The organism is Arthrobacter sp. NA-172, from assembly GCF_043952055.1.
Lineage (GTDB): Bacteria > Actinomycetota > Actinomycetes > Actinomycetales > Micrococcaceae > Arthrobacter.
Window position 1 is genome coordinate 1,485,395 of sequence record NZ_JBINOT010000001.1, and the last position, 15,217, is coordinate 1,500,611.

A 15,217-nucleotide genomic window follows, 5' to 3' on the forward strand; every position below is an offset into this window, starting at 1 on the left:
AGGCGTTTGTTCAACACGGAGGAAGCTTCTTTCGTTTGGCTCGCTTCTACGATACGGGCCAGACGAAAGAAGTCCCCCATGACGCGACTGCCACACGAGGGACCGCGTCAGGCCGAAAGTTCACTTTCCAGGCGTTCAAGCTCCGCGACGACGGCGGCCCGCTTGGGCGAGCGCGGCGGCAGGAGCTTAAGGGCGACAAGCCGGACATCGACGTCGTTCTTTGCCTCGGGAAGGGCCGCATACTTGAGCAGCGCCTCGGCACTGCCGTCCGTGAGGACCGCTTCGCGAAGGAGCGCCGAGACCTTTTGCCGGAGCTCCACGATGCCGGGTGCTTCCGAGTGCGGCAGGACGGCGCCCTTGTAGATCTCCAAGGCGATACGGTGGGCACCTCGTTGAAGGCACGAGAGAACCTGGGCAGCATCCCTGGCCGAGGTCCGTGGGGAGCCGGTACGGCCGGGATTTCGGGACCGCCGCGGGGTCAAGCCCGTGAAGCACCTTGCGAAGGCGCACCATTTCGGCGCGAAGGGTGACCGTGAAGCCCTCCCCCGGATACAGGGCCAGGGCGAGCTCCTCGGCGCTGAGTCCTTCGGGACATGTACCCAGCAAAGCCAAGATCTCGCTGTGCCGCGCGGAAAGTGGAATGCTGCGCCCGCCCATGCTCAGCAGCGCCTGATCCCGGCCCAACAACTGAAGGCTGTTGCGGTACAGTCCGGGGCCCTGCGGCGAGCCGGCGGCGGGAGGCGAGTTCCGATGTCGGGCTGGCGCCGTTCGCTTGCTCGCCGCGAGCTGCAGCCTTTCGACGCGCAATTGGGCCTGTGCCGCCGCAACCGTCGCTTCGACGAGTGAAAGCGTGTGGGGCGCGACGGCAGCTTCCGTGCCGGTGATGTCGACGACGCCGAGCAGCGCTCCGGAGTCGGGGTCGTTGAACGGCACGGCGGTGCAGCTCCACGGATGGACCGAGCGTTTGTAGTGTTCAGCACCGGAAATCTGGACGCCCCGGCCCAAGGCGAGGGCCGTGCCGGGGGCGCTCGTGCCCACTGCTGCTTCAGACCAATCCGCGCCGGCTACGAACATCATGCCCTCGGCGCGACGACGCATCGAGGGGTTCCCCTCGACCCACAGCAAGCGGCCGAGCGCGTCCCCGACAGCCACCAGCAGTCCGCTGTCAGAGCTGGGCTGGATGAGGAGCTTCTGGATGACGGGCATGATGGTGGCCAGCGGGTGTTGGCGGCGGTATTCCTCAAGCTCATCGAGGCCCATGACCAGCGGGGCCTCAGGCTGGTCCGGATTCGCATTGAGGCGCGCGGATCGCTGCCAGGATTCGCGGACCATTCCGCGCAGGCCGGGAAGTTCGCCTGCCTCGGGAAGCCCGTAGCGCCACGAATCCAATTGTTCGTGCCCGTCGCGGGCATGGCGCTGAAGCAGCTCGGCGGGATCGTTGACCGACGCTGCCGGATGGATCGGATTCCTCATCGAACTCCCAAAACCGGACAACTCCCAAACCGGACACGGCACAGTACGGGCCAGTCTAGTTGCGCCGTCGGAGTTTGTGTACAGATCGTGCCCCTTAAGCGTGCGGTTTAAGGGGCACGATCTGTACACAAACTCGGGTGGGTTAGTCGCGGGAGATCCCGATCATGTCCTCGCGCGGGACTACTTTGATGCGTTCGCGGACGACGCCGGCGTCCGGGTTTTCGGCGGTCCATGCGGCGCCAAGAGCTACTTCGTGCGCATCGAGCTTGTTCCAGCCTTCCCAGGTGGTGTACGCGATCCCGCGCTCCTCCAGGAGGTCAATGATGGCCTGGGGGTTCGGGTTCTCGGCCGGGGGCAGGGTGAGACGGTCCTCCAAAAGGCAACCGATGGTCTCCAACGCATCGCCCTTCGTGTGCCCGATCAGGCCCACCGGCCCGCGCTTGATCCAGCCGGTGGCGTAGATACCGGGTACCGGCTTGCCGTCGGCGTTCAGGACCCGTCCGCCGTCGTTCGGTATGACGCCCCGGCGGGCGTCGTACTCAAGCTCGTCCAGCGGGGAACCGTGATAGCCGATGGCGCGGTAGACGGCCTGAATGGGATAGTCCACAAACTCGCCGGTGCCCTTTGCGTTGCCGGTGCCGTCCAGCTGCATGCGTTCGAACTTGATGCCGGAGACCTTTCCGGTGCCGTCTTCGGAAACGATCTCCACAGGGCTATGCAGGAAATGCAGGTGCAAGCGACGGGATGAGGGCTGCTCGGCTTCGGCGTGTTCCTCGACGAGCCAGTTGGTCAGCGTGTTGACCATGGTCTTGATCTGGTTGTTGTTGCGGATGGCCTCGTCTGAGGCCTCGTCGAACTCGAAATCCTCCGGGTACAGCACAATGTCTACGTCGTTGCAGTGCGAGAGTTCGCGCAGTTCCAAGGGAGTGAACTTGATCTGTGCCGGGCCGCGGCGGCCGAAGACGTGGACATCCGTGACGGGCGAGCTCTTGAGGCCGGCATAGACGTTGTCCGGAATTTCGGTGACCAATAGGTCATCGGCATGCTTGGAAAGCATGCGGGCCACGTCCAGCGCCACGTTGCCGTTGCCGATGACGGCAACTTCCTTCGCATCCAGCGGCCATTCACGGGGCACGTCCGGGTGTCCGTCATACCAGGACACGAAGTCGGCGCCTCCGAACGAACCTTCCAGCTCGATCCCAGGGATGTTCAATTCCGCGTCCTTGATGGCCCCCGTGGAGAAGATCACGGCGTCGTAGAAGGAACGGAAGTCATGCAGCGTGAGGTCGCGGCCGTACGTGACGTTGCCAAGGAAACGGATATCGCCACGATCAAGGACCTTGTGGAGCGCGTTGACGATGCCCTTGATGCGGGGATGGTCCGGGGCCACGCCGTAGCGGATCAGTCCATACGGCGCGGGATATGCCTCAAAAAGGTCGATGCTGACCTCGACGTCGCCATCCTTGACCTCGTTCGATTTGGTCAGGATATCCGCGGCGTACACGCCGGCCGGTCCTGCGCCGACGATGGCGACGCGCAGTGGACGTTGTGAGGTGGTTTCGGCCGAGTTGGACACCGTGAACCCTTCTGAGACAGGAATCCGCCCCGCGTGGTGGGGCGCGCAGTTTCCAATTCTAGTTCTCAGTTGCCGTGAGGGTGTCAGTACGTGGCGGGAGGTGACACAACGGGGCGAGGAAACTCACACCAACTTTCCGGCCGTACGGTCAGGAATACCTTCGCGCCATGTGATGTTCTTGATTTTGTGTCTACGCCAGAGCAAACCGCGCCCGCCCTGTCCGCCACCAGTGCTTCCAGCGCCGCGACTGCACCAGCAGCTTCGGCTGCCGCTGCCATGGCTAAGAAGGAGACGACGGCGGGGGTCGTATTCGGTATCGGGGCGTACGGCCTGTGGGGGCTGCTTCCGCTCTACTTCCTGGTGCTGCACCCAGCCGGAGCTGTGGAAATCGTTGCGAACCGAGTCGTGTGGTCGCTCATCTTTTGCGCCCTGCTCATCACCGTCACACGGACTTGGCGCCTCCTCGGCAATGCTTTCAGGGACCGGGCCGTCCTGGGACCGCTCGCGATCGCTGCCGGGCTGATTGCCATCAACTGGCTGACCTACACCTTCGGCGTCACCACGGGGCACGCGGTCGAAGCTTCGCTCGGCTACTTCATCAACCCGCTCGTGTCGGTGCTCCTTGGGGTCTTCGTCCTGAAGGAAAAGCTCCGCCCGCTCCAGTGGGCCGCCGTCGGGATCGGCTTCATCGCCGTCGGGGTCCTGACGGTTTCTTATGGCAAGCTGCCGTGGATCGCCCTGGTCCTGGCGTTCAGCTTCGGACTCTACGGTTTCGTGAAGAAGCGCGTTGGGCCTAAGGTCAATGCCGCCACGAGCCTCACTGTGGAAACCGTGGTCCTCGCTCCGATCGCCGGCGCCACCATGATTGTCCTCGGCCTCACGGGTGCCGGAACTTTGGGCAGCAATGGTCCTGGCCATTTCTGGCTGCTGGCGGCTTCGGGCATCATCACCGCCGTGCCGCTCCTCTTCTTCGGTGCCTCCGCACGCCGACTGCCCATGACCACCATCGGCCTGCTGCAATACTTCGCGCCGGTCCTTCAGTTCATCGTGGCGCTGGCCGTCTTCCACGAGGCCATGACGCCGGACCGCTGGGTGGGCTTCGGAATCGTATGGCTGGCGTTGCTGCTCCTGACCCTCGACATGCTGCGAACGGCACGCAAGAACTCGGTTATCCGGAAGAAGGCACGGCTCAGCGCGGCCTAAACAGCCTCCATGTCCCGCCTCCACGGGGGACATGCCCCGCGTTAAACGCAAAGGATGGGCATAGTCACACTATGTCCATCCCTGAACTGCAAAGATGGGCATGTGCCTGCGCGGGGTTGGCCATGGGTCTGGACGGAGGACGGCCATGACAACCGACGGCGAGCGCTTCTACCGTCACGGGCTGCGGCGCATGACGGGGCGGGACATCAACGAGCGCCACCGGGCCGCGAGTACCCTTGAACTGTTTTTCGACCTGACCTTCGTGACTGCGTTTGGGGTCGCGGGCGCCGAGTTCGCGCATGGCATCGCCGTCGGGCACGCCGGCCCCGCGTCGATCGCGTTCTTCATCGCGATGCTCGCAATCGTCTGGGCCTGGACGAGCTACTCGTGGTTCGCTTCCGCGTTCGATAACGACGACTGGCTCTTCAGGGTGCTCACGCTCGTCCAGATGGCCGGGGTGATCGTCGTGGCGATAGGGATACCAGCGCTCTTCGAATCCGTGGCCGAAGGGCAGCACTTCGTCGGCGCGGTGATGGTGGCCGGTTACGTGATCATGAGGCTCGCGGTCATCGCCCAGTGGCTGCGCGTCGCGACGGGAGACCCCCGCTTCCGCGGACTTGCCATTTCCAACGTGGTCACGGTCGGCGTCGCGCAAGTGGGCTGGGTGGTCTTCATCGTGCTCCCGGTTGCCCTGTTCTTCTCATTGTGGCTGCTGGTGCTCTTATGGCTGTTTGATCTGGGCGGCCCCCTCGTCGTCGAGCTCTGGAGCAGGCGGAGGGGAGCGGGTTCGCCGTGGCATCCGCACCACATTGCCGAGCGCTACAGCCTCATGGCGATCATCGCGCTTGGTGAGACCGTGACCGGAACGCTCTCCGCCGCCCAACAGATTTCTGCAGCGCAAGGTTGGACGCTCGACGCAGTGGTGGTCATCGCTACGGGTATTGTCGTCTCCTTCGCGCTGTGGTGGGCGTACTTCCTCCTCCCGTCCGCCCCAATGCTGGCCATCCGACGCGACAAGGTCATTCCCTGGGCTTACGGCCACTTGGTGCTCTTCGGCAGCATCGCGGCGGTGGGCGCCGGACTCCATGTCATCGGATACGTCTACGACGCCCACGCCCCGGCGAGCGTCCTCACCGCGATCTCGGCCATCGCCCTTCCGGTGCTCCTCTTCATGGGCTGCGTCTACGCGCTGCACGCCTGGCTCGTCTCCGCGCCGTCACGCAACGCCCTCCACATCGTCACTTTCCTCGCGCCCCTCGCCGCGATTGCCCTCGCAGCCGCGGGCTGGCCGCTTTGGGCCTGCCTGCTGGTGGTGCTCGCCTCGCCTGCCGCCGTCGTCGTCTCCTACGAACTCTGGGAATGGCGAACCCTGGCAACCCAACTCAACCGGGCCATGAGCAGCGCACGAAACAACGCGGAGTAGCACCCGCCTCGGCGAAGGCCAGCTGAACACATGGGACATGCCCCCCGTTAAACGCAAAGGATGGACATAGCAGCACTATGTCCATCCTTTGCGCGCAGAGGTGGGCATGTCCACCTGGGCGTTGTGGCTAAGCGTTGGCCTTGATGGCCGCTGCGAGTACGTCGAGGCCGTCGATGAGCAGCTCGTCGCTGATGACCAGCGGGGGCAGCAAGCGGATCACGTTGCCGTAGGTACCGCAGGTCAGGATGATGACGCCTTCCTGGAGGCAGGCGGCGGCAACAGCCTTGGTCAGTTCCGCGTTCGGTTCCTTCGAGCCGGCCTGGACCAGTTCGATCGCGAGCATGGCGCCGCGGCCGCGAACGTCGCCGATAGCGGAAACTTCAGCCGCGAGCTCGTTCAGACGGCCGAGCGCGATCTCCTCGATGTGGCGAGCGCGGGCGTTGAGGTCGTGCTGCTCCATGGTGCCGATTGCAGCCAGAGCTGCAGCACAAGCAACCGGGTTGCCACCGTAGGTTCCGCCGAGGCCGCCCGGGTGGACGGCGTCGAGCAGGTCTGCGCGGCCGGTGATGGCGGACAGCGGGAGGCCGCCGGCAATGCCCTTGGCCATGGTGATGATGTCCGGGACAACACCCTCGTGGTTGACGGCGAACCATTCGCCGGTGCGGCAGAAGCCTGACTGAACCTCGTCGGCGATGAAGACGATGCCCTTTTCCTTGGCCCATGCGGACAGTGCCGGCAGGAAGCCTTCGGCCGGGACGATGAAGCCGCCCTCGCCCTGGATCGGCTCGATGATGATCGCGGCAACTTGGTCGCCGCCGATCTGCTTCTCGATCATGGTGATGGCGCGCTTTGCGGCCTCGGCACCGGTGATCTCCGGGTTTTCCTCGCGGAACGGGTAGCTCATGGGCATGCGGTAGACCTCGGGCGCGAAGGGGCCGAAGCCACCAGAAGGGCCAGACTTGTACGGCATGGCCTTGGCGGTCAGTGCCATGGTCAGGTTGGTGCGGCCGTGGTAGGCATGGTCGAACGCGACAACGGCGTCACGGCCGGTTGCCAAGCGTGCCACCTTGACGGCGTTCTCAACTGCCTCGGCACCGGAGTTGAAGAGCACGGTGCGCTTCTCGTGGTCGCCCGGGGTGAGGCGGTTCAGCTGCTCGGCGACGGCTATGTAGCCCTCGTAGGGCGTAACCATGAAGCAGGTGTGGGTGAAGTGCGCAGCTGCGTCCTGGACGGCGGCGACGACGGCGGGGTCCGAGGCGCCCACGCTGGTCACGGCGATGCCCGAGCCGAGATCGATGAAGGAGTTGCCGTCGACGTCGCGGACGATGCCGCCGTCGGCGTCCTCTACGTAGACGGGAACGCCCGAGGAGACGCCGGCAGCGACGACGGCGGCGCGGCGCTCGTTGAGGGCCTGCGACTTAGGGCCGGGGAAGGCGCCGTTGATGCTGCGCTTCTGGTCCAGGCGGTAGGAGAGTTCATGTGCTGTTGCGGTCATGGTGATTCTTTCTTTCTTATGCGTCCAGTGCAGACATCACGTGCTTGATGCGCGTGTAGTCCTCGACGCCGTACATGGACAGGTCCTTGCCGTAACCGGACTGCTTGAAGCCGCCGTGCGGCATCTCAGCGGTCAGCAGGATGTGGGTGTTGATCCAGACTGCGCCGAAGTCCAGGTCGCGGCTCATCCGCATCGCGGTGCCGTGGTCCGTGGTCCAGACGCTGGAGGCCAGGGCGTATTCGACGTCGTTGGCCAGCTCGAGTGCTTCGGCCTCAGTGGTGAACTTCTGGACCGTGATGACGGGTCCGAAGGTTTCCTTCTGGACGATGTCGTCGCTCTGCTTTGCACCAGTGATGATGGTGGGTTCGAAGAAGAAGCCCTTCTCACCCGCACGGTGTCCACCGGTTTCGATCTTGCAGTTGGCCGGCAGGTGCTCCACCACCGAGTTCACGGCGTTGAAGTGGTTCACGTTGTTGAGCGGGCCGAAGTAGTTCTCGTCGTCGTTCTGCGAACCGGTATGCAGCGTCTTGGTGTGCTCCACCATGGCGGTAACCATGTCGTCGTGGATGGAATCTTCAATGAGCACGCGGGTGATGGCCGTGCAGTCCTGGCCGGCGTTGAAGAAAGCGAATTCGGCGATGGCCGCTGCGCTTTTCTTGATGTCGGCGTCCTTGAAGACGATGGCCGGCGCCTTGCCGCCGAGCTCCAGGTGGGCACGCTTGAGTCCCTTGGCCGCTCCGCTGGCTACGGCGATGCCGGCACGGACGGAACCGGTGATCGAGACAAGGCCAGGGACCTTGTGTTCCACCATCATGGAGCCGGTGGCCGCGTTGCCGAGGACCACGTTGAGGACGCCGGCCGGGAAGATCTCCCCTGCCAACCGGGCCAGGACCAACGTGGATTCCGGGGTGGTGTCGGAGGGCTTGAGCACAATTGTGTTGCCCGCGGCGAGGGCGGGGCCGATCTTCCAGATACCCATGAGGAACGGGTAGTTCCACGGTGCAACCTGGGCCACGACGCCGATCGGTTCGCGGCGGACGTACGAGGTGTGGCCCTCGAAGTACTCGCCGGCGGACTTGCCTTCCATGATGCGCGCGGCGCCTGCGAAGAAGCGGAGCTGGTCTGCACCCGCGGCGACTTCCTCGGACGCGATGAGGGCGCGGACCTGGCCGGTGTTGCGGTGCTGTGCCTCAACGAGCTCGTCGCTGTTGGCTTCGATGGCGTCTGCGAGCTTGAGCAGCATGAGCTGGCGCTGGCCCGGCGTGACTTGCTTCCAGGACTTGAAGGCTTCCTTCGCCGCATTCATGGCAGCATCGACGTCGGCCTGGACGGAAACCGGCGACTTCGCGACGACGTCCCCGTTAGTGGGGTTCACGATGTCGAGCAGTTCGGTGCCGGCCGGCGTGACGAACTCGCCATTGATGAAGTTCTGCAAGGTTTGGACCACGGTGTACAACCTCTTTCGGTGTCTAGGCATTGGTTGCAGCTGCTCCGAGCCTATGCCAGCACCCGGCAGGGCGGAATAGTCAGGTGCACACCTTGAATACCCCGGCTTAGTGCGAATGACCAGTGCCGGGATATCCTTTTTTGCATGGCAATGTCTCTCGCCGCGCTAGTCGCCGTCCCCTCTCTTCAGCTCCGGAAAGCCGGCCTCGCCGAAACCACCTGGACCGACGATATCCGCTGGGTGGCCGTGACCGAGCAGGAGGATCCGCAGCGCTTCCTCAACGGCGGCGAGCTGATCCTGACGACGGGACTCAGGCTCAACGGAGCCGCGGAACAGCGCCGCTTTGTGCGCCAGGTCCAACGAGCGGGCGCCGTCGGCATCGGTTTCGGTACCGGGCTGACTCACGAGGCAGTACCGTCGGCCCTCATTGCCGAGGCGAACCGCTGGGGCCTACCCCTCGTGGAGGTCCCGTACGAAACCCCTTTCATCGCCATCGGCAAGCTGGTGGCCGATTCCCAGTCCGCGGACCACTACTCCAAGCTGGAGCGCCTGATCGCCGGCCACCAGATCCTTGCCCGGGCCTTGCTGACCGGTGGCGGCCTCGGCGAACTGCTCAAGCAACTGGGCAGCATGCTGCGGACCGACATCGCACTCACGCAGTTCAGCGCCCAGCTCTACAACAGCGCGGCCGGCAACCCCGCACCGACCGCCGACGAATGGGCGTCCTTCCCCATTCCCACCGGCCGCCGCGACGCCTGCACCCTATGGATCAAACAGCCCTTCGGCGACACAGGGATTGTGGGCTACGCCCAGAACCTGATCAGCGTGGAACTCAACAACATGGTCAAGCAACGCCAGAGCCAGCGGGCTTTGGCGGGCCAAGTGCTTGACGACGTCATTCATGGAACGTTGGACACGATCGAGTCAGCGCGCCGCTTGGCCGGCGTCGGAATCAACAGCACCCGCAAAAACGTCGTGCTGCTGGTGGTCTCCGCCGCCCACCACAAACAACTCAGCAGCACCTCGCTGCCGCAGTCGCTCGACGGCGGGGTGACCGCCGTCGTCGGGAAGGACCTCGTGACGGTAGTGCCCGACGACGGTAGTTCCGCGAGCGCGCTGGCCAAGGACCTCAGCGACCATCTTTTGGAAGCGGGGATCCATGCGGTGATCGGAATCGGCGGCGCCTACACGAAACCGAACGGCGTGCGTTGGAGCTATTTTGAAGCGCGCGACGCCGTGGCGCACGGCCTGCCGGTCAACGAACCCGAGCGGCTCAGCCTGACCTCGCTGCTGCTGGCGAGCGAGGACGTTCCGCTGGCCGACATGGCCAGTGAGGCCCTCACTCCCCTGCGCAAGTTCGACGCCGTGCATGGCTCCGAACTCGTTTCGACGCTGGAAAGCTACCTCAACCACAACGGTTCGGTGGCCGCCGTCGCCGAAGCCCTGACCCTGCACCGGAACACGGTCCGGTACCGGCTGGCGCAAATCACGGATCTCACGGGCTACGATCCCGCCCAGACCCAGGACCGGGTGCAGTTGTGGCTGGCCCTGGCGGTGCAGCGGCTGGGAGCCCGCAACCCGCGGTAGCAACTCTCCCGGCTTACCCAAGCGCCCGGGAGACGTTAACCGAACCTGAACTCATGGCCTCGCTGGGAGTCTCCCGCGGCACGCTCCGCGAAGCCATCAAGGCCCTGGCGCACAGCGGCATGCTGGAGGTCCGACGCGGTGACGGCACGTATGTGCGGGCCACCAGCGAAATTTCGGGTGCGGCCCAGCGGATGTATAGGGAACATACGCAGGAGCACGTGATCGAGGTCCGGGTGGGGCTCGACACCCAGGCTGCTCGGCTGGCCACGAAATATGCCACGGCAGACGACATCGCCGCCATGCGGGGCCTGCTCCAGGTGCGGCACGACGCCTGGTTCGCGGCCGACTACCCCGCCTGGGCCCGAGCGGATTGGGATTTCCATGAACGGGTGGCGCTGGCTTCGGGCAACCCGTTGCTGCACCAGCTGTACGTTTCCTTCGGCGGGGTCTTCCACGACGATCTCCTGCGCCAGCAGCGCAAGGCCGGGTTCAACGGCGTCCCCCACGAAGGCCACGACGAGCTCGCCGACGCCATCGAGGCACGCGACGAAGCCGCCGCCGTCGCGAGCGTCTACCGCAACCTGGACTTCGCCGCCGAGTGAATAAAGCAACGCGGGGTCACTTAGGGCCCATCCGGAGCCTCGGAATGGGCGCTAAGTGACCCCGCGTTGTTGGGGCCCCCGTTGTAGGTCTTAGGCCGGAGCGGCGCTCGTCAGTTCGACACCGGCATCGGCTGCGTCGTGGAAGTGAGCGTCAATGAGGACTACCTCTCGGCTGGCCCGGTGGAGGAGGCTCGCGGCGACACCCGCCCGGTAGCCGGAGTTGCAGTGCACCCAGATCCGACCGCCCGGAAGCTCGCCCATCCGAAGCAAAAGCTCATGCAGCGGAACATTCAGTGCCCCGGACACATGGGACGCGGCAAATTCGTCGCTGCGGCGAACGTCCAGCACGGTTTCGCCCGGAACTCGTTCTTGCACCAACCCCGTCCAGCCGGCAACCGGGAAATGTACCAACGGCGTGTGCGGTGCCAGCGCCCGCGGATCCGCACCGACGGCGGCGTCAGGCAAGTCGATTCCGATCCTTGCGAGGTCCCGGATCGCTTTCTCCACCTCGTCCAAGGGCCCCAGCAAGGTCAACGGCTGGTTCCACGGCAGCACCCAGCCGAGGTAGCTGGTGAAGCTGGATCCGGTGCCGTACTCGAAGCTGACGCTGCCGAGCAAATGGTTGGCAGCAAACGCCACGCGGTTGCGCAGGTCCACCACCCATTCGCCGTCCTCAAGCCTGCGCTCGAGCTCCGAAGTATTCACTGATTCCGGCACGTCAAGCGCCGCCGCGTCCGGGCCGAGGGCATTGAGCGGACTCATGTGCGCGTAGTAACTCGGGTACGCGCTGACATTGGCTAGGAGATGCCTGACAAAGTGGTCCTCGTCCGGGTCCGTGAGCGCGTGGTTAGTGGCGGCTTGCTCACCAACGGTAGAGGCGGGGATTTTGCTTGCCGGGCCGATGGAGCAGAAGGAACCGAAGCCATGGGTGGGATACAGGCCGGCGTCCGGTGCTGCCTCAGCCACGAGCCGCCGAACCGAGGCGTATTGGTCGTGGGCCAGCTCAGAAGTATCTTCCGGCGCAATCAAATCGGTCCGTCCTACCGAACCGTAGAGCAGGCTGCCGCCGGAGAACACCGCTTGACGGACGCCGGCACCGGGATCGTCGTCGTCCACCACATACGCCAGGTGCGTGTGCGTATGCCCAGGAGTCGCCAGCGCCTTGACCATGAGCCGGCCCACGCGAAACATCTGGCCGTCAACCACGGGCTCGCGCTCAAACGCCACTTTGTCTGCGGCGTTCACCAAGTAGACGGCGTTGTGCGCCCGGGAAAGGACCAACCCGCCGGTGAGGTAGTCGTTGTGGAGGTGGGTTTCAGCGACGTGCGTGATGGTCACACCGGCTGCACGGGCGGCTTCTTCGACGCGGTCTGTGTCGCGCTGCGGGTCGATCACCAGCGCCGCCGCGCCGTCATGAACGAGGTAGGTGCGGTCCCCCAGTTGGGTTGTTTCGACGACGACAACGTCCATGACCCCATTTAAGGCAACGCGGGGTCACTTAGCGCCCATCCGGAGCCTCGGAATGGGCGCTAAGTGACCCTCCCCACCCGCCCCCTAGCCTCGCAAGCTCGGCCAGGGAACCCTGCGGATGTGGGCCCCCGTTGAAGTCCTTAAACGTCCGCCGTCACGCCGTCGCGGGAGATGTCCACCATGTCCGCACGCGGCACAACCTTGATGCGTTCGCGCTTGACCTCGACGCCGTGGGACGTACCTGCTTCGGAAGCGGCCGCGCCCAGGGCAAGCTCGTGGGCGTCCAGTGCCAGCCAACCTTCCCAGCTGGTGAACTTCACGCCGCGGGCGTCAAGGAGCTCGACGACGGCGTCTGCCGCGGGAACGGTGGCGAACGGCAGGTTTTCGCGGTCTTCCAAGAGGTACGTGACGGTCTCCAGGGCGTCGCCCTTGGTGTGGCCGATCAGGCCGATGGGGCCGCGCTTGATCCAACCCGTTGCATACAGCCCGGGGACGTGCTCGCCCGAAGCGTCCAGTACACGGCCGCCGTCGTTCGTTACAACGCCCTTCTTGTGGTCGAACTCAACGTCCGGCAGGGCAGAACCGAAGTAGCCGATGGCGCGGTACACCGCCTGAACGGGGTAGTCGACGAACTCGCCGGTACCGCGCGCGTTGCCTGTGCCATCCAGCTCGGTGCGCTCGAACTTGATCGCGGCAACCTTGCCCGGAGTTTCCGCGGAATCCACGATCTCCACCGGGCTGTGCAGGAAGTGCAGGTGCAGGCGACGGGAGGCCTTGAGCTCGGAGAGGTCCTCGGGTTGCTCGGCGATCCAGTTGGTGAGCGTGCCCACCATGGTCTTGGTCTGGTTGTTCGTCTGGATCTGACGATCCGATTCTTCGTCGAACTCGAAGTCCTCGGCGTAGAGGATGATGTCAACGTCCTTGGAGTGCGACAGTTCGCGGAGTTCCAGCGGGGTGAACTTCACCTGGGCCGGACCGCGGCGGCCGAAGACGTGAACATCGGTGACGGGTGAGGCCTTGAGGCCGGCGTAGACGTTGTCCGGGATTTCGGTGACCAGCAGATCATCAGCGTGCTTGGAGAGGACACGGGCCACGTCCAAAGCCACGTTGCCGTTGCCGAGTATGGCAACAGAAGTGGCTTCGAGCGGCCATTCGCGCGAAACGTCCGGGTGGCCGTCGTACCACGAGACGAAGTCGGCGCCGCCGAACGAACCCTCGAGTTCGATGCCCGGGATGTTCAGGTCCGCGTCCTTGATGGCGCCGGTGGCGAAGATGACGGCGTCGTAGTGCGTGCGCAGGTCCTCGATGGAGATGTCCGTGCCGTAGTCGACGTTGCCGAAGAAGCGGATGTCGCCGCGGTCCAGGACCTTGTGCAGGGCGTTCACGATGCCCTTGATGCGCGGGTGGTCCGGGGCAACGCCGTAGCGGATCAGGCCGTAGGGGGCCGGGTAGCGGTCGAAGAGGTCGATACTGACGGTCAGCTCGCCGCTCTTGACGGCCTCGCTCTTGGTGAGGATGTCCGCCGCGTAGACGCCGGCCGGGCCGGAGCCGACGACGGCGACGCGCAGCGGACGTGCGGCGGTTCCTACGGTGGTGCTAGATGACACGGCTGTGTTCCTATTCTTCGGTGCTTCCCGGGGGCTACAGGGTGGAGACGCGGGGCTGGTTCGGGGTCAGGGTGCTGTAATCAGCGGTCTTGAAATGCTCAGGTGCAAACGGGCTCACACGCACCACGTCGCCAATCACAATCACTGCGGGATTCGCGACGCCGGCGGCCTCGGCTTGGTCGGCGATGGTTGCCAAGGTGCCGATCGTGACGCGCTGTTCGGGCATGTAGCCGTTCTCTACGATACCCACCGGCGTGTCCAAGGGCATTCCGGAGCCAGCGAGGGCAGCCGCGGATTCGCGGAGCTTGGCAACACCCATGAGCAGAATCACGGTGTGGTCGGGGCGGGCCGGGACCTCGGACAGTTCCTCGTGGCCGGTCACCACGCTGAAGCCCTTCGCGAGTCCGCGGTGCGTGACGGGGATGCCTGCGGCCGCGGGCACCGAGATCGCCGACGTAACGCCGGGAACCACTTCAACCTCGACGCCGTTCTGGCGGCAGAATTCCACTTCCTCGCCACCACGTCCCAGGACATAGGGGTCGCCGCCCTTGAGCCGGACTACCCGGTTCCCTGCGAGCGCTTCCTCGACCAGGATCCGATTGATCTCGAGCTGCGGCACAGGGTGGTTGCCGGGAGTCTTGCCGACCTCGATGACGCGGACGTCCGGAGCGAGTTCCTTCAGCAAGTCGCGCGGGCCGAGGCGGTCTGCCACGACGACGTCGGCCTGGCCCAGCAGGCGGCGGCCGCGGACCGTGATGAGTCCGGTATCACCGGGACCACCACCCACGAGGGCAACGCTTCCGGCTGAGGCCCGACGACGGCGGAGCGGCAAGTCGCCCGTCTCGAGGGCGGTGGCAACAGCGTCGCGCAACGCCATGGCACGGCGAGGGTCTCCCCCGGCGTTGATCGCGATTTTGACATCGTCCACAACGGCCACGGCCGGCGTCCAGGCCGCGGAGGATTCGTGGGTAGAGGCGTTGACGCACCAGATCCGCTGCGCCTCGGCGTCGGCCGCTACTTGGGCGTCCACAGCGGCAACGCCAGTGGCGGTCTGGACGAACCAGACGCCGTCGACGTCGGATGACAGGTAAGTGCGCGGCTCCCAGGTGAGCAGGCCGGAGGCAGCGAGTTCGCGAAGCGCGTCGGAGGCAACGGGAGCCACCACGGTCACCCGGGCGCCGGCGTCGAGCAGTCCCTTGGCGCGTCGCGCAGCCACGGGTCCGCCGCCCACCACCAGCACCGGGCGGCCGAGCAGCCGCAGGGCTGTGGGGTAGATGTCCTGTATTGCCATGAAAAAACTGTAGAGCCGGGCCGTAACATGCTTCAAAGGTCCG

At 65.1% G+C, this 15,217-nt stretch carries 9 protein-coding genes and 2 pseudogenes; 4 read left to right on the top strand and 7 right to left on the bottom strand.

Annotated features, from left to right (window positions below):
* Positions 1-107 precede the first annotated feature (107 nt).
* Positions 108-1,473, bottom strand: a pseudogene (locus ACF0H6_RS07435) (GAF domain-containing protein).
* 142 nt (positions 1,474-1,615) lie between these two features.
* The gene (locus tag ACF0H6_RS07440) at positions 1,616-3,049 is read right to left on the bottom strand and encodes an FAD-dependent oxidoreductase (protein WP_395249044.1); all 1,434 of its coding nucleotides are present in this window, start codon (positions 3,047-3,049) and stop codon (positions 1,616-1,618) included.
* A 276-nt stretch (positions 3,050-3,325) separates the two neighbouring features.
* On the opposite strand from ACF0H6_RS07440, the gene rarD reads away from it, so the two are divergent.
* Both rarD and ACF0H6_RS07450 read left to right on the top strand, forming a co-directional pair.
* Positions 3,326-4,252 carry an EamA family transporter RarD gene (gene rarD / locus ACF0H6_RS07445; RefSeq protein WP_395249045.1) on the top strand — a complete coding sequence of 309 codons (927 nt, stop codon included), beginning with the start codon at positions 3,326-3,328 and terminating at the stop codon, positions 4,250-4,252.
* 145 nt (positions 4,253-4,397) lie between these two features.
* The gene (locus ACF0H6_RS07450; RefSeq protein ID WP_395249046.1) at positions 4,398-5,675 is read left to right on the top strand and encodes a low temperature requirement protein A; all 1,278 of its coding nucleotides are present in this window, start codon (positions 4,398-4,400) and stop codon (positions 5,673-5,675) included.
* 127 nt (positions 5,676-5,802) lie between these two features.
* Here ACF0H6_RS07450 and gabT read toward each other — a convergent pair whose 3' ends face one another.
* Positions 5,803-7,170 carry a 4-aminobutyrate--2-oxoglutarate transaminase gene (gabT, locus tag ACF0H6_RS07455; protein ID WP_395249047.1) on the bottom strand — a complete coding sequence of 456 codons (1,368 nt, stop codon included), beginning with the start codon at positions 7,168-7,170 and terminating at the stop codon, positions 5,803-5,805.
* Between the two features lie 16 nt (positions 7,171-7,186).
* Positions 7,187-8,617 (bottom strand): gamma-aminobutyraldehyde dehydrogenase, encoded by a 1,431-nt coding sequence (locus tag ACF0H6_RS07460; protein ID WP_395249048.1) that lies wholly within the window; start codon positions 8,615-8,617, stop codon positions 7,187-7,189.
* A 144-nt stretch (positions 8,618-8,761) separates the two neighbouring features.
* On the opposite strand from ACF0H6_RS07460, the gene ACF0H6_RS07465 reads away from it, so the two are divergent.
* Complete coding sequence (locus tag ACF0H6_RS07465; protein ID WP_395249049.1) at positions 8,762-10,204, top strand: PucR family transcriptional regulator; 1,443 nt, start codon at positions 8,762-8,764, stop codon at positions 10,202-10,204.
* A 38-nt stretch (positions 10,205-10,242) separates the two neighbouring features.
* Positions 10,243-10,806 (top strand): annotated as a pseudogene (locus tag ACF0H6_RS07470) (FadR/GntR family transcriptional regulator); the annotation flags it as partial.
* 90 nt (positions 10,807-10,896) lie between these two features.
* Here ACF0H6_RS07470 and ACF0H6_RS07475 read toward each other — a convergent pair.
* The 3 genes from ACF0H6_RS07475 to cobA form a co-directional block, all read right to left on the bottom strand.
* Positions 10,897-12,276, bottom strand: coding sequence for a rhodanese-like domain-containing protein (locus ACF0H6_RS07475; protein WP_395249050.1), 1,380 nt, complete (start codon positions 12,274-12,276; stop codon positions 10,897-10,899).
* A 140-nt stretch (positions 12,277-12,416) separates the two neighbouring features.
* Positions 12,417-13,883, bottom strand: coding sequence for an FAD-dependent oxidoreductase (locus tag ACF0H6_RS07480; RefSeq protein WP_395249051.1), 1,467 nt, complete (start codon positions 13,881-13,883; stop codon positions 12,417-12,419).
* Positions 13,884-13,917: 34 nt separating this feature from the next.
* On the bottom strand, positions 13,918-15,174 hold the full coding sequence (cobA, locus tag ACF0H6_RS07485) for a uroporphyrinogen-III C-methyltransferase (protein WP_395249052.1): 1,257 nt from the start codon (positions 15,172-15,174) through the stop codon (positions 13,918-13,920).
* Positions 15,175-15,217: the final 43 nt, after the last annotated feature.